Source organism: Bradyrhizobium sp. LHD-71, assembly GCF_031157255.1.
Taxonomy (GTDB): domain Bacteria; phylum Pseudomonadota; class Alphaproteobacteria; order Rhizobiales; family Xanthobacteraceae; genus P52-10.
The window spans coordinates 130,876-149,325 of sequence record NZ_JAVIFX010000014.1; the positions used below are offsets into that span (position 1 = coordinate 130,876).

Sequence of the window (18,450 nt, forward strand, 5' to 3'; positions counted from 1 at the left end):
TCGTCGGAGGGTAAGGCCATCGCGCATTTGAGCAGAGGCCGCCACGCATTCAGCCTTGTCCCCTCTCCCCAGCGGGGAGAGGGTTAGGGTGAGGGGGCTCCGGCGGTAGCGTTGCGATGATCTCTTCCAGCACGCCATCGATGTTGCTGAGCACATCGTTGTTCCAGAAGCGAAGCACGAGATATCCTGCCGCTTCGAGAACCTCCGTACGCTTCGCGTCGGCTGCGACTCGAACGGCGTGCTGTCCACCATCCACTTCGATGATCAGGCGCGCGTCGGCGCACAGGAAGTCGACGACGTATCCGGCGACGGGAACCTGACGCTTGAACTTCCAGCCATCGAGTCGACGATCGCGGATGTGGTGCCACAACGCTCGCTCGGCATCGGTCAAATCGCGACGGAGCCGTCTGGCTATGTTGGTGGGGCGCTGCGTTCCCGCCATTGGCGCCGAGTCCCCCTCACCCTAACCCTCTCCCCGGCGGGGAGAGGGGACTTGCTGTGCTCGCTGCAATCTCTGAGATCTAACATGCTGCTTATCATGAATTCGGAGATCATATGCGAGAGCTCCTCGTATGACCGACCCCCACAAACTTGCGACCAGTGAAACGGCCGCGTGACCTCGGGGCGAAGCTGCGCTAGCCTGCTTGGATAAAAACAAGGGGAAACGCCAAGTGTACGACACTATTATCATTGGTGGCGGCTCGGCTGGCTCGGTCATGGCCCACCGCCTTTCGGCCAAAAGCTCCGACAAGGTGCTGCTTTGCGAAGCGGGGCAGGATACGCCGCCCGGCAATGAGCCGCCGGAAATCCGCGACAGCTATTCCGGTCTCGCCTATTTCGATCCGCGCTTCCACTGGACGGAGCTGCGCGTCACCACCCAGGTGGTCAGCCACAACAATCCGGATGCGGACCGGCCGCCGCTGCGCAAGTACGAGCAGGCGCGCGTGCTGGGCGGCGGATCGTCGATCAACGGGCAGATGGCCAATCGCGGCGCACCGACCGACTACGACGAGTGGGAGGCGCGCGGCGCTGCCGGCTGGAGCTGGAAGGACGTGCTGCCTTACTTCAAGAAGGTCGAGCGCGATCTCGATTTCGACGGACCGTTCCACGGCAAGGACGGCCGCATTCCCGTGCGCCGCATTCCGGAAGCGCACTGGACGCGGCACTCGCAGGCCGTCGCCGAGGCCTGCAAGCTTGCCGGCTATCCCTATCTGCCGGACCAGAACGGCGAGTTCACCGAAGGCTACTTCCCGGTGACGCATTCCAATCAGGCCGAGCAGCGCGTCTCGGCGGCGATGGGCTATCTCGATCGCGAGACCCGCAAGCGCCCCAACCTGACGATCTCGACCGAGACGCAGGTGAAGGAGCTGCTGTTCGAGGGCACGCGCTGCGTCGGCGTGAAGGCGCTGGTGCGCGGCCAGGAGCAGGAGTTCCGCGGCCGCGAGATCATTCTGTCATGCGGCGCGATCCACTCGCCGGCGCATCTGATGCGCGCCGGCATCGGCCCGGTCGGTCACCTGAAGGACATGGGCATCCCGGTGCTGATGGGTCTTCCGGGCGTCGGTCAGCGGCTGATGGATCATCCCTCGATCGCGCTGTCGTCCTACATCCGCCGCGGCGCGCGCATGAACACGCACACCCGCCGCCACATCCAGATGGGCCTGCGTTACTCCTCGGGCCTGCCGGGCATACCGCGCGGCGACATGTTCGTCGCGGTGCTGTCGAAGTCGGCCTGGCATGCGGTCGGCGAACAGATCGCCTCGCTGCTCACCTTCGTCAACAAGACCTACTCCGAAACCGGGCAGGTCAAGCTCGTCTCGCGCGATCCGCGGACGGAGCCGAATGTCGAGTTCAACCTGTTGTCCGACCGGCGCGACCTCGACCGGCTGATGACCGGCTTCCGCAAGATGGCGACGCTGCAGATGAGTGAGCCGCTGAAGGCCGTGACCGACAAGCCGTTCCCGGCCTCGTACTCCGACCGCGTGCGCAAGATCGGCGTGGTGAACACCAAGAACAAGATGCTCACCGCGATCGCCGCCACCTTGCTCGACGGACCGGCGGCGCTGCGCCGCTACATGATCGACACGTTCGTGGTCGAAGGATTCACGTTCGAGCAGGTCATGACCGACGACGAGGCGCTGGAAGCGTTCGTGCGCAAGGCGGCGATCGGCGTCTGGCACGCCTCGTGCTCATGCCGCATGGGCCGGGACGACGATCCGATGGCGGTGGTCGACGGCCAGGGCCGCGTCAGGGGCGTACAAGGCCTGCGCGTCGTCGACGCCTCGATCTTCCCCGTGGTGCCGTGCGCCAACACCAATTTCCCGGTGCTGATGACAGCGGAGAAGATCGCAGACACGATGCTGCAGTGAAGGGGCTCGAACCATTGACGATCGTTGGTGGCGAAATCGGCCACCACGCCGTCATTGCGAGCGCAGCGAAGCAATCCAGCGCGGCATCCGCGGCGGACTCAGACTGGATTGCTTCGCTGCGCTCGCAATGACGAGTTTGGCGCTTTGCCCGCGATCAGAATCCCAGCGTGCGGAGATATTGCTTGCTGATGCGGTCGGCGGCGTCGATTGATTGGGCCTTGCGGAAGTCTTCGATCGCCTCGGTGCGGCGGCCCAGGACTTCATGGGAGAGGCCGCGGTTGTTGTAGGCCTCGACATACGACGGATCGAGCTGGAGCGCCTGCGTGAAATCCGTGATCGCGCGGTTGCTGTCGCCCTTGGCCACGTAGGCTTTGCCGCGGGAGTTGAAGGCGTTGAAGTCCTTGGGGTTGATCGCGATCGCCTGGTCATAGTCGGCGATCGCCTCATCGGTCTTGCGCAGCGCCATATGGGCGTTGCCGCGATTCCAGTACGCCACGCCGTTCTTTGGATTGATGTCGATCGAGCGGTCATAGTCGGCGATCGCGCGGCGATAGTTCCGCTGGCCTTCGAAGGCGACGCCGCGGCAATTGTAGCCGCTGGGATTGCCGGGCTCGCGCCTGATCACCTCGCTGCAATCCGCAACGGCGAGGTCATATTGGCGGTTGTTGCTGTAGGCAACGCCGCGCGAACTGTAGAGCCAGAGCAGACTTGGATCGAGCCTGATCGCCTCGCTCAGGTCTGCGATCGCCGGCTCCCATCCGCCTTTCTTGGTGATCAGCCTCTTCCTGAAATGCGCCTGACCCCTCTGGCCGAAACCAAAGGCGTAGGTCGGATCGATGGTGATCGCCTCGGTGAGATCGCCAATGGCCTGGTCGAACTCACCCTTTTCGATCCGCGCCATGCCGCGGCGGGCAAGGGCCCACACGTCGCTGGAATTAAGCCGGACGGCCTCGCTGTGGTCGGCCAGCGCGGCGTCGTAGTCGTGCAGGCCATGATGGGCGACGCCACGGTTGACGTAGGCCCAGCCATATTTCGGATCGATCCTGATCGCCTCGGTGCAATCCGCAACGGCGGCACGGTGATCGTCCTTGCCCGCAAAGGCCTGACAGCGATGGGCAAAGGCCACCGCGTCGTTCGGGCCGAGCTTGATGGCCTCGCCATAATCGGCAATCGCCGCCTCGTAATCCTTGCGGTTGAAGGCGTCGCGACCGCGGGTCTTGAAGGCCTTGGCGCGTTCCGTTGCCGGCTCGCCCGCATCGTCGATGATGCGACTGCAGGCGGCGACACCGACGTCGGGCTTGTCGGCACTGGCGCACGCGCGCCGGTCGGCCGGCGTCGCGGCCAGCGCCGGCATCGCCAGCAAAAGACTCACGCAAAGAAGCGGAACTCCCGATCCGCTCGTTGCGATGAGTTTCATCACGTCCCTGTCTTTGCCTTGCGCGCAGCCTGCTTTTCGATTTCGGAAGCGACGGCGGCGGCGGACTCCTTGGTGAATTCCTGAAAGTGCGCGGCGGCGTGCGTATAGGCTTCGACGCGCGGTGCGAAGCTCTTCTGGAAATGCGGGTGCACGTAGCGGGCCATCAGCTCGTAGTGCCTGCGCGTCGCGTCCCAGTCGGCCCAGTTGTGGGCGAGCTCCATGATGACGCCGAAGCCGCCCGAGCCCTGCAGCAGCTTGTCGATATACTCGATCGCGTCGTCGGGTGTGCCGATACAGGCGGCGCCGGTCTCGATCAGCCAGTCGCAATCGTCGGACACATCCGGCGGAACGATCGGGAAGGTGGCGATCTCGCGGAAATAGTCGCAGAACGCCTTGAGCCCGAACCTGACGTTCTTGCGCGCCTGCTCGCGCGTCTCGGCCACATGCATCAGCGTCACGACGCGCCATTTGTTGCGGTCCGGCACATGGCCGGCGCGCCGCGCCTCTTCCTCGTACAGGCCCCAGTTGGCGGTGTGGTGGGCGATCGAGGTCGGCGTTGCGCCGCCGATCGACAACATGCCGATGCCGTGGCGGGCGGCGGCAAGCGCGCCTGCCGGCGACTTCGAGCTCGCGACCGCCATCTCGATCATCGGCCGGGTGTAGCAGTTGAGCTGCAGCCTGGCGTCGCGGACCTTGAACCAGTCGGTGTCCTTGTTGACGGTCTCGCCCTTGAACAGCGCGACGATGACGTCCAGCGACTCGTTCATCATGCGCCGCTGGTCGGCCGCGGCGACGCCGATCTTGTAGGCGTCGTAGACCAGGGCGCCGGGGCCGACGCCGAACATGGCGCGGCCGCGGGTCATGTGGTCGAGCTGGACGATGCGGCTCGCGAGCATGAAGGGGTTGTGGTAGGGCAGCGAGGAGACGCCGGTGCCGAGACGAATGTGCCTCGTGCGCTCGGCCGCAGCGGCAATGAACATCTCCGGCGCGGCGATGATCTCGACGCCGCCGGAGTGATGCTCGCCGATCCAGGCCTCGTGATAGTTCAGCTTGTCGAGATGCTGCAGCAGCTCGAAATCGCGTTCGAGGGCGAGCGTCGGGTTTTCGCTCTTGGCGTGGAACGGCGCCAGGAAGATGCCACTGCGAAGCTGAGACACGCTCATTGAGCCTCCCGATCAGTTTGTTTGTTTGAGTCAAGCATAGGCCCGCGGTCTCATGACTTCAACGCATAGCGGAATCTTTGTCGGCTAGTGGACTTTATGAGGCCCAGCCGACAGAAAGAAATCGAAACAAAAACAAGAGGAATGTCTCGATGCCTGTCAGACCGGAACTGCCGGAGCGTACGCCACGCGCCAAGGGCGAGCCGACCGCGCTCGATGGTCTGCTGGTGGTCGATTTCACCCGGGTGGTCGCGGGGCCGGCCTGCACGCAAACGCTCGCCGATTTCGGCGCCGAGGTCATCAAGATCGAAAATCCGGATGGCGGCGACGACACGAGGGCGTACGACCATGCGGAAATCGGCGGCGAGAGCGCGGCCTTCCTGAGCCTGAACCGAAACAAGCGGGGGATTGCGCTGGACTTCACCAATCCGGCGGCGCTCGAGGTTGTGCGGGAGCTGATCGCCAAGGCGGACGTCGTGGTGGAGAATTTCTCCGGTGGCGTGATGAAGAAGTTCGGTCTCGACTATGCGTCGGTCCAGCCGACCAATCCGCGCCTCGTCTACTGCTCGATCTCGGCCTATGGCCGAGAGGGGGCGTACGCCCTGCGCCCGGGCTTCGACCCGATCACCCAGGCCGAAAGCGGCTTCATGTCGCTGAACGGCTTTGCGGACGGGCCGCCGGTGCGCACCGGGCCGCCGATCGTCGACCTCGCGACCGGCATGTCGGCCTGCAACGCCATCCTGCTTGCGCTGATGGCGCGCGAGAAGCTCGGCCGCGGCCAGCATGTCGAGGTCGCCTTGTTCGATATCGCCATGGCCATGACCGCCTTCTACGGCATGGCCTATCTCATCAGCGGCGAGAATCCGGGCCGGTTCGGCAACTCGCCGAACGGCTCGCCGACCGTCGGCCTGTTCGAGGCATCCGACGGCCCGCTCTACATGGCCTGCGCCAATGACCGGCTGGTCCGCCGCCTGCTGGTGGAGGTGTTCGAGCGGCCGGATCTCGTCACCGATCCAAGGTTCGACTCGCGCAAGACACGCACCGCCAACAAGGATGAGCTGCGCTCCGTCATCGCCGGCATCTTCAAGCAGGACAAGCTGGAGAACTGGATGGCGAAGATGAAAAAGGCCAACGTCCCCGTCGGTTACCTTCGCACGGTGGAGCAGGGCTTCAACGCTCCCGAAGCGCGCGACCGCCGCCGCCTGAGCCAGATCCCGCATCCGACCGCGGGCTCGGTCCCGAACATCGAGCCGCCGGTGCAGATGCGCTCCACCCCGGTGGTCGACCCGGTGGCCGCGCCGCTGCTCGGCCAGCATACGAACGAGGTCTTGCGCCGAACGCTGCGCTACGACGATCGCCGTCTCGCGGCATTGGCCGAGGCGGGTGCTTTCGGCAAGGCCCCGTCCAAAGGCGCAGGTCAGGACGAGCCGTGAGCTGCCTGCGGCGTTAAGCCGGGGCGCAACGAACAACCAAGATGACAAGCCGAGGCCGTGGTGGCAGACTTGCCCTCACGCCTCGGCGCGACAAAAAAATCGAACAAAGCATTTCCGCCCGGGCCACGCGTCAAAGGGAGGAGATGGCTCATGAAACGCTTGTTTCTGAGAGTGATGGCTGGTGCCGTCATGGCATCGGCACTTGTCGCATCGACGACAGCAGCTACGGCACAGACGAAAACGCTGAAGATGCAAGCCACTTGGCCGGCATCGCAAACGCTCTACGAGAACTTCACCTACTTCGTCGAACGTGTGAACAAGCTCTCCGGCGGCACGCTGAAGATCGAAGCGATGCCCGCCGGCCAGGTCGTGCCGGCATTCGAGGTGCTGGATGCGACCCATAAGAAAGTGCTCGACGGAGCGCACGCCTGGGCCGGCTACTGGACCGGCAAGAACAAGACCGCGATCCTGTTCACCGGCGGACCGGGCGGCACCTTCGGCATGGACTACATGGACGTGATGGGCTGGTTCTATCACGGCGGCGGGCTGGAGTATTACAACGAGTTCTACCAGAAGGAGCTCAAGCTCAACGTCGTCGTGTTCCCGATCTTGCCGTCAGGCCCGCAAGCGTTCGGCTGGTTCAACCGGCCGATCCAGACCGTGGATGACATGAAGGGCATGAAATGCCGCCAGACCGGCATGGCCGGCGAGGTGTGGCAGGCGCTCGGCTTCACCGTCGTCAACATGCCGGGCGGCGAGATCATTCCCTCCGCCCAGCGCGGCGTGATCGATTGCGCCGAGTGGGTCGGCGGCGTCGAGGACCTGCGGCTCGGCTTCCACAATGTCTGGAAGTACCACTATTCGCCCGGCCTGCATGAGAACGTGACGGTCGGCGAGTTGCTGATCAACGGCGATGTATGGAAGGAGCTGACGCCGCAGCAGCAGGAGATCATCAAGTCGGCGGCGAACGAAACCTTCCTCGTCTGGTGGACCAAGTGGCAGCGCCAGAACGCCGACGCGCTGATCGAGTTGCAGGAGAAGCACGGCGTGCAGATCCTGCGCACGCCGCCTGAGATCCTGATGGCCTTCATCAAGAAGTGGGACGAGATTGCCGAGGCCGAAAGCGCCAGGAATCCGTTCTTCAAGAAGGTGCACGAGTCGCAGAAGGCCTATGCCAGCGCGGTGGTGCCGTACAAGCGGTCGTACTTCCCGCCGTACTCGTTCATGGCGAACTACTACTTCCCCGACAAGAAATAGGTCTCCTGGGGCGGCCAACCCGGCCGCCCCCGGATTCCAGCAGGGGAAGCGGATGGTCAAAATAACCGACAGGCCGTCGCCGGCGCTGCTGACCGCGATCCGGCTGATCGACGGCTTCACGGACAGGACAGGCACGATCATCTCGTGGCTGTCGCTGCCGCTGGTTCTCGGCGTCGCTTACGAGGTCGCCGCGCGCTACCTCTTCAATGCGCCGACCGTGTGGGTCTACGACATGACCTACATGCTCTACGGCTCGCTGTTCATGCTCGGCGCGGCCTACGCCCTGCACAAGGGCGCGCACATCCGCACCGACTTCTTCTGGGAGAAGTTCTCCATCCGCCGGCGGGGCTGGATCGACTCCATCTCCTATGTCGTCTTCTTCTTTCCGAGCCTGATCATGCTGCTGCTGATCAGCTGGAACGAGTTTCACTACGCCTTTCAGATCAACGAGACCTCGGACCAGACGCCGTGGCGGCCGGTGCTGTGGCCGTTCAAGTTCGTCGTTCCGGCCGCCTGCCTGCTGTTGCTTATCCAGGGTGTCTCCGAACTGATCAAGAGCATCTACATGGCGCGCACGGGCATCGAGCTCGAGCACAAGGAGAAGGTCGAGGTATGACCGCAGAAGCGCTCATCGGCCTGATCATGCTCCTGGTGCTGCTGGGTGCGATCTTCATCGGCGTGCCGATCTCATTCACGCTGCTGTTTCTCGCCTTCGCATTCGGATACCTCGGCATGGGAGCCACGGTGTTCGACCTGGCCTATTTCCAGACCATCGGCCTGATGAAGGAGGAACTGCTGGCCGCGGTGCCGCTGTTCATCTTCATGGGGTTCATCACCGAGCAGGCGGGGCTGATGGAGCGCCTGTTCATGGCGTTCCGGATGCTGTTCGCGCCGGTGCGCGGCGCGCTCTACCTCGTCGTCATCCTGACCTCGACCGTGTTCGCGATGGCGACCGGCATCGTCGGCGCGGCAGTCACCGTGCTCGGCATCATGGCCTCGCCGATCATGGTGAAGTCGGGCTACGACGCGAAGCTCTCGGCGGGGACCATCACCGCGGGCGGCACGCTCGGCATCCTCATTCCACCATCGGTGATGCTGGTGGTGATGGGACCGGTGCTCGGCGTGTCGGTGGCCGATCTCTATGCGGCAGCGTTGGGGCCGGGCTTTCTGCTGGCCGGCATCTACATCATCTACCTGATGGGCCGCGCCTTCCTCGACCCGCGTCTCGGACCGCCGGTGCCGATCGACCAGCGCGTCCATTCAGCCGGCAAGATCGTGCGTGAGGTGATCGTCGGCACGGTGCCGCTGCTCGGGCTGATCACCGCGACGCTGGGCTCGATCATTGGCGGGCTGGCGACGCCGACCGAGGCCGCCGGCATCGGCAGCGTCGGCGCACTCGTGCTCGCCATCGCCTATGGCAAGCTGTCGCTTCCCGGACTGCAGCGGGCGATGATCTCGACCATGGCGACGTCGAGCATGGTGCTGTTGCTGGCGGTCACGTCGAACATTTTCGGCGCGGTGTTCGCCCGTCTGGGCTCGGCGAACTGGATCACCCAGACGATGCTCGGCCTCGAGATACCGCCGGGCCTGATGCTGGTGCTGGTGCTGGCGCTGATCTTCCTTCTGGGATGGCCGTTCGAGTGGCCGGCCATCATCCTGGTGTTCCTGCCGATCTTCTATCCGGTGGTGAAGGGGCTCGGCATCGATCTCGTGTGGTTCGGCGCGCTGGTGGCAGTGGTGCTGCAGACCGCGTTCCTGTCGCCGCCGGTGGCGATGTCGGCCTACTACCTCAAACAGGTGGTCAAGGCCTGGAGCCTCGGCACCATCTATTCCGGCATGTTCCAGTTCATGATCCTGCAGGTGATCTGTGTCGGGCTGATGCTCGCTTTCCCCGCCATCGCCACCTGGTTTCCAGAGCGGCTGCAGGAAGCGTCCCGCAACCAGCCGATCCCCGACGAGTACAAGAAGATCCTCGAACAGCAGAAGCGCGCCCCCTCGCTCGAAGACGACGACTGGACGACGCCGAAGAAGTAGCGGACAGGCGACGACACGTCATTGCGCGGAGCGCAGGGACGAAGCAATCCAGCGCGGCGATTGCGGCAGATTCAGACTGGATTGCTTCGCTTCGCTCGCAATGACGGTTGGGGAAGCCCATTACAACTCGCCGCCGTCATGCCCGCCTGTGCTTTCAGCCCTTTACGCTCGCCGCATGATCCTGGAAAATCTCGCCGTCTTTCAAGCTTCTGTGGAGTGCCTGATGAACATTGCGACCTGGCTCGAACGCGCAGGCCTCAGCCATCCTGACCGGCCGGCGATCGGCTACGGGACGCGTGTGGCGCGCAGCTATGGCGAGCTCAGCGGCCGTGCGGGGAGGCTTGCCGGTGCGCTGCGCGCGCAGTGCGGGCTGTCGCCGGGCGAACGGGTCGCGATCTTCGCCAAGAACTCGCCCGACTACATGGAGGCGCTCTATGCGATCTGGCATGCGGGGCTTGCCGCCGTGCCGGTCAACGCCAAGCTGCACGGACGCGAGCTCGCCTATATCCTGGAGCAGTCCGGCGCCCGCGTGTGTTTCGTCTCCAAGGATCTCGAGACCGCGGCCGCCGCGCACGCGCCGGCGACGCTGCAGCGGCTGATCACCATCGGTTCGCGCGAGCACGAGCAGCTGTTCGCGGCCGATCGCGTCGCAGTCGCTGCGCGCAGCGACGATGATCTCGCCTGGCTGTTCTACACCTCCGGCACCACCGGGCGGCCGAAGGGGGCGATGCTGACGCACAAGGTGCTCGCCTGGGCGAGCCACGCCTATCTCGGCGAGGTCGACCAGACGGTCGCCGGCGACGCGGTGCTGCATGCGGCGCCGATGAGTCATGGTTCGGGCATGTACATCATGCCGCACGTGGCGCGGCTCGGCATCAACGTGATTCCCGAATCCGGCGCGTTCGAGCCCGACGAGATCTTCGAGCTCGTGCGCCGCTGGCCGCGCACCTCGATGTTCGCGGCGCCGACCATGATCAAGCGGCTCACCGAAAGTGCTGCGGACTGCGATCCGGCCAACATCCGCACCATCATCTGGGGCGGCGCGCCGATGTATGTGGAGGACGCGGTCAGGGCGCTCGACCGGTTCGGGCCGCGCTTCGCGCAGATCTACGGGCAGGGCGAAGCGCCGATGACCATCACGACGCTGACCAAGGAAGACATCGCCGACCGCAACGATCCGCGCTGGGCCGAGCGGCTCGGCTCCGCGGGACGGCCCTATGCCTGCGTCGAGGTGATGGTGGCGGACGGCGAGGGCCGGCCGCTGCCTGTCGGCGAAACCGGCGAGATCTGCGCCCGTGGCGACGTGGTGATGCCGGGCTACTGGCAGAACCCGGACGCCACCGCCAAGGCGCTGCAGAACGGCTGGCTCCTGACCGGCGATGTCGGCGCGTTCGACGCGCAGGGCTACCTGACGCTCAAGGATCGCTCCAAGGATGTGATCATCTCCGGCGGCTCCAACGTCTATCCGCGCGAAGTGGAGGAGGTGCTGCTCAAGCACGATCGGGTGCGCGAGGTGTCGGTGATCGGCCGGCCCGATACGGAGTGGGGCGAGATCGTCGTCGCCTATGTGGTCGGCGACGTCGGCGCCGAAGACCTCGACCGGCTCTGTCTCGACGAAATCGCCCGCTTCAAGCGGCCGAAGGACTACGTGTTCGTCGAGCAGCTTCCGAAGAACAACTACGGCAAGATCCTGAAGACCGAGTTGCGCGAAAAGGACACGCGACGGGCCTGATTCCTGGGGAAAAGCTGAGGCCCGCGCGGAACCCGCGCCTTGCCGCTTTGTTCTGGTTGTGGCGCCAACCGCCCAGAGGAGAGATACATGAGAAGCGTCATACTTGCAGGCGCGATCGCGATGATCTGCACGGCCGTGGTCGCGCAGACGCCCGCGCCGACCACGCAGGCCCCGAAGGCTCCGCCCGCTGCCGCCGCGCCTGCGCCGGCTCCGACAAGCCCGACGGCTGCGACCGGCACGTGCTCGTCCCAGGCGGCGGAGAAGCGGCTCGCGGGTGCCGCGAAGAACAGCTTCATGAAGAAGTGCCAGACCGACGCCTCGAAAGTCTGCGACGCCGACAGCAAGGCGAAAAACCTCAAGGGCGCCGCCAAGAACTCGCACATGAAGAAGTGCGTCAACGACGCCGTGGGCACGTAGGCTCAGTCTGAAGCTCAGCCTGTAGCCCGGTTGAGCGAAGCGACATCCGGGGACCCAGTGACCACAGAGTCAGCCCCGGATATCGCTGCGCTCATCCGGGCTACGGTCGTGCTTGCCCTTGCCTCGCCGCGCCGTAAAGGCGAAAACGCGTCGTCCGACGTGGCGCAGGCAGGAGCGAAAGAGCACATGAACCATCCATCATCCCGGGCGGACGAGATCGCCTCAAGGGTCGAGGCATTCGTTCGCGGCACGATCATTCCCTATGAACGCGATCCGCGCCGATCGAGCCACGGGCCGAGCGACGATCTCGTCACCGAGATGCGGTCGAAGGCGCGGGCGGCGGGTGTGCTGACGCCGCACATCCTGCCGGACGGCAGCCATCTCACCCAGCGCGAGACGGCGCATGTGCTGAAGAAGACCGGGCTGTCGCCGCTCGGGCCGCTCGCCTGCAACACCGCGGCGCCGGACGAAGGCAACATGTATCTTCTCGGCAAGGTCGGCAGCCCGGAGCAGAAGAAACGCTTTCTCGATCCGCTGGTGAAAGGCGAGGCGCGCTCGGCGTTCTTCATGACCGAACCCGCCGAGACCGGCGGCGCGGGCTCCGATCCCTCGATGATGCAGTCGACTGCCGAGCGCAGCGGCAACCACTGGGTCATCAACGGCCGCAAGGCATTCATCACCGGCGCCGACGGGGCCAAGGTCGGCATCGTCATGGCGAAGTCGGCGGAGGGCGCCTGCCTGTTCCTCGTCGATCTGCCCAATCCCGCCATCCGCATCGAGCGCGTGCTCGACACCATCGATTCATCGATGCCGGGTGGTCATGCCGTGGTGACGATCGACAACCTGCGCGTCGCCGCCGATCAGATGCTCGGCGAAAGCGGCGAAGGTTTCAAATATGCGCAGGTGCGCTTGAGCCCGGCGCGGCTGTCGCACTGCATGCGCTGGCATGGTGCTGCGACACGCGCGCAGGAGATCGCCACCAACTATGTCTGCCAGCGGCAGGCCTTCGGCAAGCTGCTGATCGATCATGAAGGCGTCGGCTTCCAGCTCGCCGACAACCTGATCGACCTCAAGCAGGCTGAACTGATGATCGACTGGTGCGCGGATGTGCTCGATACCGGCTCGCTCGGCACGGCGGAAAGCTCGATGGCGAAGGTCGCGGTCTCCGACGCGCTGTTTCGCGTCGCCGATCGCTGCGTCCAGGTGATGGGCGGCACCGGCGTGACCCAGGACACGATCGTCGAGCAGGTGTTTCGCGAGATCCGCGCGTTCCGCATCTATGACGGACCGACCGAAGTTCACAAATGGTCGCTCGCAAGGAAGATCAAGCGGGACTTCACCCACGGTTCAAAGTGATCAGCCGCGCCGCGCGACACTGATCCTGATCTGAGCGGGCCGCGGCCACGATCAGGTGGTCGGGCTCCGATCGGGATCGTCGAGGTCGGCGAAGGACGATCGCGCGCGTTTGGCGATCAGGTAGACCATCAGCGCGCTGGTCACGACGCCGGCGACGATCATCGCCTCGCCGAGGATCGAGGAGGAATCGCGGAGCAGGGCGGCGCGGCCGGCGGCGCCGAGACACACAAAGAGAATGACCTGCGGCGCGCAGAAGATGAAGGTCGCCCAGGTGTAGGGCCAAAGCCCGATGTTGGTCATGCCGAACAGATAGTTCGAGGCGAAGCCCGGTACCGGTCCCGCAAACCGCATCAGCGCGACGATGCGCCAGCCTTCCTGATCCACGGCCTTGGAAATCTGCCGCAGCAATCGTTTGCGTCCGATCAGTCTTTGGACATGCTGGGCGGCGATATAGCGTGCGGCGAGAAAGGCGATCACTGCGCCCACGGTCGCGGCCGGAACGGCGATCGGGATCGCCGCCACGCCGTAGGCCGCGCCGGCCAGCACGCACACCGCCGCGCGCGGAACGGGGAGGAGTCCGGAGACCAGAAACGCCAGCATCACGACCGCGACGGAGAAAGGCGTCAACTCGTGGCTTGTCTTCAGGTATTCCGTGATGGCTTCGATGAACATGCGCCCCGTTTAGCACGCCGTGCCCGATGCGCAACGAATATGCTGCGCGGCCAACCGGTCTTGGCCGCCGCGCTGATTGCAGCCGACACTGGCGCCGAACGATGAACGTGCTAACGTGAGCCGCCGCAAGCGGCCAAACGCACTCAAGGACGTCAACCTGCTGGAAGGAAATGCTGGGATGTTTTCGCACGTGATGATCGGCACCAACGACCTGGAGAAAGCCAAGTCATTCTACGATACCCTGCTCGGGACGCTCGGCGTTCCGCCCGGACGCGTCGATCGCCATCGTGTTTTCTACAGAACCCCGACCGGCGTCTTTGCCGTCAGCAAGCCGATCAATGGTGAGCCGGCGGTCGCAGCCAATGGCGGCACCATCGGCTTCACCTGCACCTCGACTGAACAGGCCGCGGCATGGCATGCGGCCGGCGTCGCCAATGGCGGCACCTCCTGCGAAGATCCCCCCGGCGTGCGCGAAGGCGGCAAGTCGTATCTCGCCTACCTGCGCGATCCCGACGGCAACAAGCTCTGCGCCGTCGCGCGCGTAGGCTAGGCCGACGCGACGACTATCTCACCGCGAGGACATCGTCCTCGCGGCTGTTGCGCGTATGACACCCGCGAGTGGATCGTGTCAGGGCTTCCTGGTGTTTGTCGTTTTTGCGCGACTTGCGGGCCGGCTCTTGTTGTCCGGCTTCTCCGCCGCAGCCGGCCTGGTCTCTTTGGCCGTCGATGCAAATGAACTCAGCGCTTCGAACTTCTGGCCGAGCGCCTGCAGCTCTCCCCTGAGCTTCGTGATTTCCGCGTCCTGCGCCGTGACCCGGTCCTGCAGAAGCTGAAGGTCGTCAACCAGCACCTGTTGCGCGCCCTCGAGCTGGTTGAGCGCTGCTGAGGAATCGACGACCGGGGCAGGGGGAGGTGCAGTGGCCGGAGTGGAGCTGACAGTCTTCGCGATCGCCGGTCTTGGGCTCTCGCCGGTGAAATATCTCCATCCAGCGAGGCCAAACACGACAGCGATGCCGCAGATCACCGCGATTGCAACTCGTCGACCGGTCAGCAAGAGCGCACCAATCTTTTCGGATCAGCTTATGACTTACTTCCTACTTGTAAGCCTTTTCCCGGATTTGCAAGCAACGAAAAGTTGTCTCCGCATCCGGAACAACTTTAGCCATGCCTGAGCACGGCCTGATACGCCGGCAGCCTAGCAGATTGCCACCGCGTTTTGAGCCGGACGGGCAGGTTATCCTCCTGTTCCGTGACGATTGAACGGCAGTATGGCGGTCGAACCATGCCGCAACGGCGGTGCATGTTCGGCGCTGCGCCGGTCCGAACATGGTGAGCGTCTTCATAAGACGATCCGTACAATCGTTTGAAAGCGACCTGCGCAGCAGAACGCAACGCACCTTGCGGATGCGAGCTACGGTCCGTGCGCAAGCGACCAGGGCGCGACGTAGGCGATCAGCGTGTGCGGCATCGCTTCTTCCACACGCCGCAGCTCTTCAAGCTGGTCGCTCCCCAGCACGGCCGCTTTCACGCTCCGGCACAAGTGACGCGCGATGGTGCGCGGCTGCGGTCGCGCGTAAGCGACCACATGACATCGAAGTCCATGACGTCCAAGTCTCTGTGTCAGCCGATGGAGCTGCATCCGCTCGGCTTCCGACAGCGTCGCGAACTGTGCAGGGTCGAGCGGACCAATTCGTTCGATCAGGCGGGCAAGGTCGGGATCGTTCAGCATGCGCGAGTTCAACATGGCGCCGCTTGCTATTTCAAGCGCGCGTCGGGTGACGATCGCGCGCGGTTGCACCGGTTGCAGTCGGCGTGTGTGGAAGCCGCGGCCGGCGTGACGTTCATCACCGGCAACGATATGGTGCGATACCTGCGCAAGAACGTGAAGGTCCGCGCTGCATGCGAAAGACATTGTACGAAGGCAAGTTCATCCGGCTCATGGATGACGACGGCTGGGAATTTGCCGATCGCGTCGTCGGCGACGGCGTGGTCTGCATTGTCGCCATCGACGACGGGCATGTCATTCTCGTCGAGGAGTTTCGGCGCGCGGTGCAGGCGCCGGTGATCTCGCTGCCCGCCGGACTGATCGATCGCGCGGAAGCGGGAAGGACGCAGGAGACCGCCATCGAGGCGGCGGTCAGGGAGTTGCGCGAAGAGACCGGATACACCGCCCGCAGGATCGAACAGGTCGCGAGCGGGCCGATCTCCGCCGGCATGACCACCGAGCGGCTGACGTTCTTCCTCGCGCAGGATCTTGTGGCCGGGCCGTCGGAGCCGGACGAAAGTGAAGACATCAAGGTGCACAGGGTGCCGCTTGAGCGCCTGTCCGGATGGCTCGCCGAATGCACGGCGCGAGGGGCCGAAATCGATCCGAAGATTTTCGCGGGCCTTTACTTCGCGAAACCGTAACGCAATTTTCTATAGGGTAAATCCTATTATTTTATACGATCTCAATAGGATATATCCTATTGACTAAGGGCATTTGAATAGGGTATATCTTATGGCATGAATGATGCCATTCGCCATCTGGACAAGCGCTTTGTCACTCTTCGACCCTTGGCCAATACCCCGCTTCCGCCAAGGGGATGGCTCAGGGCCATTCGCGACGCCCTCGGTATGACCACCGCACAAATGGGGCGGCGGCTTCAGGTTTCTCAGCCGAGGATTGTCGAACTCGAGCAATCGGAAATGAGCGGCAGCGTTACACTGAATACGCTGCAGCGTGCGGCGGAGGCGCTCGGTTGCCGGCTCGTGTATGCGCTTGTGCCGGAGCGTCCGCTTGTGGACTTCGTTCACGAGCGCGCTGACCTGATCGCAGCGCGCCGGACCAAAGCTGTCGCGCAGAGCATGCGCCTTGAAGATCAGGAGGTGAAAAGCGGGGATGCCGCGAAGCAACTGCATCGCCGCGAGGTCGAGCGGCTTCTCAACCGTCCCGCAAGGCTTTGGGATGAGGAATGAAAGACCTGTTCGGTGCGGACGATTTCGCGACACCGATCGGACCGGCGGAACGGGAAGGACTTATTCCGACGCATGTTGCCCTGCGTGGTGAGTTGAACGAACTTGAGCAGTTCAATATCGCCGATGCGAGTGGCTGGGCGTTCGAGCGCAAGCGCAACGTGCTGGACGAACGCTTCCTGCGTCGACTGCACGGCCGCATGTTCAATAAGGTGTGGCGCTGGGCGGGCGAATATCGAAAGACCGAACGCAATCTCGGCGTACAACCTCATCTGATTCAGCCCGGCCTGATACAAGCGATCGACGATGCGCGGAGCTGGATTGAATATAAATCCTACGAGAGTGATGAGTTGGCAGTTCGCTTTCATCACAAGCTCGTTTTGGTGCATCCGTTTCCAAACGGCAACGGTCGATGGTCGCGGCTGGCAGCGGATTTGTTGGTCGTCGCGCGAGGTGTCCCCCGGTTCAGTTGGGGAGGTGCCAACCTTCAGGCGTCTGGCAACGTCCGAAAGGACTACATCAACGCGCTCCGTGCGGCCGACAATCATGATTTCTCAATGCTCGTCACATTTGCAAGATCGTAGCGTCACTCACCGTTTGATCGCCAGCGCCACGCCGCCGAGCGTCAGCGCTGCGGCGAGGATCTCGCGTGTGCCGAGCGGCTCGCCGAGCAGGAGCGCGGCGGCGACGACGCCGATGAGGGGGACGATCAGGGTGCCCATTGCCGCGGTGGACGCGGGCAGGCGCTGCAGCGCCGCGAACCAGGTGAGGTAGCAGAGCCCCATCGGCACGAGCGTCATGTAGATCAGCACCGTGAGGCCGGTCCGGCTCAACGCAGCGACGTCCGGCTGCTCGAAGGCGAGGCCGAACAGCACCATCGGCGCGCAGCCGAGCCCGACCTGCCACGCCACCAGCGCGATCGGGTCGATCGGCAGCGGCGCCCGGGTCCGCACGCTGCCGAGCGCGAACAGGATCGCGGAGGACAGCGCCAGCGCAATACCGCCGAGCTTGCCGGCGCTGAACGCGAACTGGCCGCCTGCGAACAGCACGAGGATGCCCGCCAGGCCCAGCAGCAGCGCCACGACGTCGCGCGCCCGCGGACGGGCGCCGAGCAGCGGCCAGGCGAACAGCATCGCCCAGATCGGCATGGTGTAGACGAGCAGGGTGCCTTCGCTGATCGAAAGATCGACCATCGCCGCGGTGCCAAAGCCCATCCATGCAAAGACGTTGGTGAACGCGGCCACGAGCAGGGCCGGCACCACGCTGCGCGGCACCTTCAGGCTTTCGCCGCGCGCGCTGGCGACGGCCGCCAGGATCACCGCGGCGGCGACCCCGGACACGCCGCGCGAAAACAGCGGCGGCCAGTCACGCAGCAGCAGCTTGATGAAGGCCCAGTTCAGCCCCCAGCCCACGGCGGTGACGGCGAGCAGGACGAAGCCGGCCCAGCGTGCGTCAGTTCGATTCTGCATTCCGCGCCTTTCATAACAGACACGCCGGGCAGGGGCAGTCCGTTCGACGGAAGATGCCACGCGGAAACCGTGCGGAAGCGCGTTTCGATGCGGGCCGGGCCGGAAGCCTTCCGGTTTTCCACACCGGCGATGCGCATCGTCGCTTCGCATTGAAATTTTCATCGAACCTTTATGTGACG

At 64.3% G+C, this 18,450-nt stretch carries 19 protein-coding genes; 12 read left to right on the forward strand and 7 right to left on the reverse strand.

Features of this window, described 5'->3' with window-relative positions; all coding sequences use genetic code 11:
- Positions 1 to 49: 49 nt before the first annotated feature.
- A complete protein-coding gene (locus RCO31_RS17205; protein WP_308969646.1) occupies positions 50 to 442 on the reverse strand; it encodes an endonuclease domain-containing protein in 393 nt (130 codons plus the stop codon).
- A 229-nt stretch (positions 443 to 671) separates the two neighbouring features.
- Between RCO31_RS17205 and RCO31_RS17210 the strand changes: the two genes are divergently transcribed.
- On the forward strand, positions 672 to 2,369 hold the full coding sequence (locus RCO31_RS17210) for a GMC family oxidoreductase N-terminal domain-containing protein (protein ID WP_308969647.1): 1,698 nt from the start codon (positions 672 to 674) through the stop codon (positions 2,367 to 2,369).
- Between the two features lie 154 nt (positions 2,370 to 2,523).
- Here RCO31_RS17210 and RCO31_RS17215 read toward each other — a convergent pair whose 3' ends face one another.
- Positions 2,524 to 3,741 (reverse strand): tetratricopeptide repeat protein, encoded by a 1,218-nt coding sequence (locus tag RCO31_RS17215; RefSeq protein WP_308969648.1) that lies wholly within the window; start codon positions 3,739 to 3,741, stop codon positions 2,524 to 2,526.
- Positions 3,742 to 3,785: 44 nt separating this feature from the next.
- Positions 3,786 to 4,949 carry an LLM class flavin-dependent oxidoreductase gene (locus tag RCO31_RS17220; protein WP_308969649.1) on the reverse strand — a complete coding sequence of 388 codons (1,164 nt, stop codon included), beginning with the start codon at positions 4,947 to 4,949 and terminating at the stop codon, positions 3,786 to 3,788.
- Between the two features lie 149 nt (positions 4,950 to 5,098).
- Here RCO31_RS17220 and RCO31_RS17225 point away from each other — a divergent pair, with 149 nt between their 5' ends.
- The 7 genes from RCO31_RS17225 to RCO31_RS17255 all read left to right on the forward strand — a co-directional run bounded on the left by RCO31_RS17225 (position 5,099) and on the right by RCO31_RS17255 (position 13,175).
- Positions 5,099 to 6,379 carry a CoA transferase gene (locus RCO31_RS17225; protein WP_308969650.1) on the forward strand — a complete coding sequence of 427 codons (1,281 nt, stop codon included), beginning with the start codon at positions 5,099 to 5,101 and terminating at the stop codon, positions 6,377 to 6,379.
- Positions 6,380 to 6,529: 150 nt separating this feature from the next.
- The gene (locus RCO31_RS17230) at positions 6,530 to 7,636 is read left to right on the forward strand and encodes a TRAP transporter substrate-binding protein (RefSeq protein ID WP_308969651.1); all 1,107 of its coding nucleotides are present in this window, start codon (positions 6,530 to 6,532) and stop codon (positions 7,634 to 7,636) included.
- Between the two features lie 52 nt (positions 7,637 to 7,688).
- Positions 7,689 to 8,252 carry a TRAP transporter small permease subunit gene (locus tag RCO31_RS17235; protein ID WP_308969652.1) on the forward strand — a complete coding sequence of 188 codons (564 nt, stop codon included), beginning with the start codon at positions 7,689 to 7,691 and terminating at the stop codon, positions 8,250 to 8,252.
- Entirely contained in the window at positions 8,249 to 9,670 is a 1,422-nt protein-coding gene (locus tag RCO31_RS17240; RefSeq protein ID WP_308969653.1) for a TRAP transporter large permease subunit, read from the forward strand. The genes RCO31_RS17235 and RCO31_RS17240 overlap by 4 nt, the downstream gene beginning before the upstream one ends.
- 223 nt (positions 9,671 to 9,893) lie before the next feature.
- The gene (locus RCO31_RS17245; RefSeq protein ID WP_308969654.1) at positions 9,894 to 11,402 is read left to right on the forward strand and encodes an AMP-binding protein; all 1,509 of its coding nucleotides are present in this window, start codon (positions 9,894 to 9,896) and stop codon (positions 11,400 to 11,402) included.
- Positions 11,403 to 11,489: 87 nt separating this feature from the next.
- Positions 11,490 to 11,819, forward strand: coding sequence for a hypothetical protein (locus tag RCO31_RS17250; RefSeq protein WP_308969655.1), 330 nt, complete (start codon positions 11,490 to 11,492; stop codon positions 11,817 to 11,819).
- Positions 11,820 to 12,005: 186 nt separating this feature from the next.
- Positions 12,006 to 13,175, forward strand: a complete 1,170-nt coding sequence (locus tag RCO31_RS17255) for an acyl-CoA dehydrogenase family protein (RefSeq protein ID WP_308969656.1) — start codon at positions 12,006 to 12,008, stop codon at positions 13,173 to 13,175.
- Between the two features lie 51 nt (positions 13,176 to 13,226).
- Here the strand turns inward: RCO31_RS17255 and RCO31_RS17260 are convergent, their stop codons facing one another.
- Positions 13,227 to 13,847, reverse strand: coding sequence for a VTT domain-containing protein (locus tag RCO31_RS17260; protein WP_308969657.1), 621 nt, complete (start codon positions 13,845 to 13,847; stop codon positions 13,227 to 13,229).
- A gap of 178 nt (positions 13,848 to 14,025) precedes the next feature.
- Here RCO31_RS17260 and RCO31_RS17265 point away from each other — a divergent pair, with 178 nt between their 5' ends.
- A complete protein-coding gene (locus RCO31_RS17265) occupies positions 14,026 to 14,397 on the forward strand; it encodes a VOC family protein (protein WP_308969711.1) in 372 nt (123 codons plus the stop codon).
- A 78-nt stretch (positions 14,398 to 14,475) separates the two neighbouring features.
- Here the strand turns inward: RCO31_RS17265 and RCO31_RS17270 are convergent, their stop codons facing one another.
- Together RCO31_RS17270 and RCO31_RS17275 are read right to left on the reverse strand one after the other, a co-directional pair.
- A complete protein-coding gene (locus RCO31_RS17270; RefSeq protein WP_308969659.1) occupies positions 14,476 to 14,901 on the reverse strand; it encodes a hypothetical protein in 426 nt (141 codons plus the stop codon).
- Positions 14,902 to 15,258: 357 nt separating this feature from the next.
- Positions 15,259 to 15,591 carry a hypothetical protein gene (locus RCO31_RS17275; RefSeq protein ID WP_308969660.1) on the reverse strand — a complete coding sequence of 111 codons (333 nt, stop codon included), beginning with the start codon at positions 15,589 to 15,591 and terminating at the stop codon, positions 15,259 to 15,261.
- Positions 15,592 to 15,746: 155 nt separating this feature from the next.
- On the opposite strand from RCO31_RS17275, the gene RCO31_RS17280 reads away from it, so the two are divergent.
- From RCO31_RS17280 to RCO31_RS17290, 3 genes are all read left to right on the forward strand, one after another.
- The gene (locus RCO31_RS17280; protein WP_308969661.1) at positions 15,747 to 16,256 is read left to right on the forward strand and encodes an NUDIX hydrolase; all 510 of its coding nucleotides are present in this window, start codon (positions 15,747 to 15,749) and stop codon (positions 16,254 to 16,256) included.
- 96 nt (positions 16,257 to 16,352) lie between these two features.
- On the forward strand, positions 16,353 to 16,805 hold the full coding sequence (locus tag RCO31_RS17285) for a mobile mystery protein A (RefSeq protein ID WP_308969662.1): 453 nt from the start codon (positions 16,353 to 16,355) through the stop codon (positions 16,803 to 16,805).
- Positions 16,802 to 17,386, forward strand: coding sequence for a mobile mystery protein B (locus tag RCO31_RS17290; protein WP_308969663.1), 585 nt, complete (start codon positions 16,802 to 16,804; stop codon positions 17,384 to 17,386). The genes RCO31_RS17285 and RCO31_RS17290 overlap by 4 nt, the downstream gene beginning before the upstream one ends.
- Before the next feature lie 6 nt (positions 17,387 to 17,392).
- Here RCO31_RS17290 and RCO31_RS17295 read toward each other — a convergent pair whose 3' ends face one another.
- Complete coding sequence (locus RCO31_RS17295; RefSeq protein WP_308969664.1) at positions 17,393 to 18,271, reverse strand: DMT family transporter; 879 nt, start codon at positions 18,269 to 18,271, stop codon at positions 17,393 to 17,395.
- Between the last annotated feature and the right edge of the window lie 179 nt (positions 18,272 to 18,450).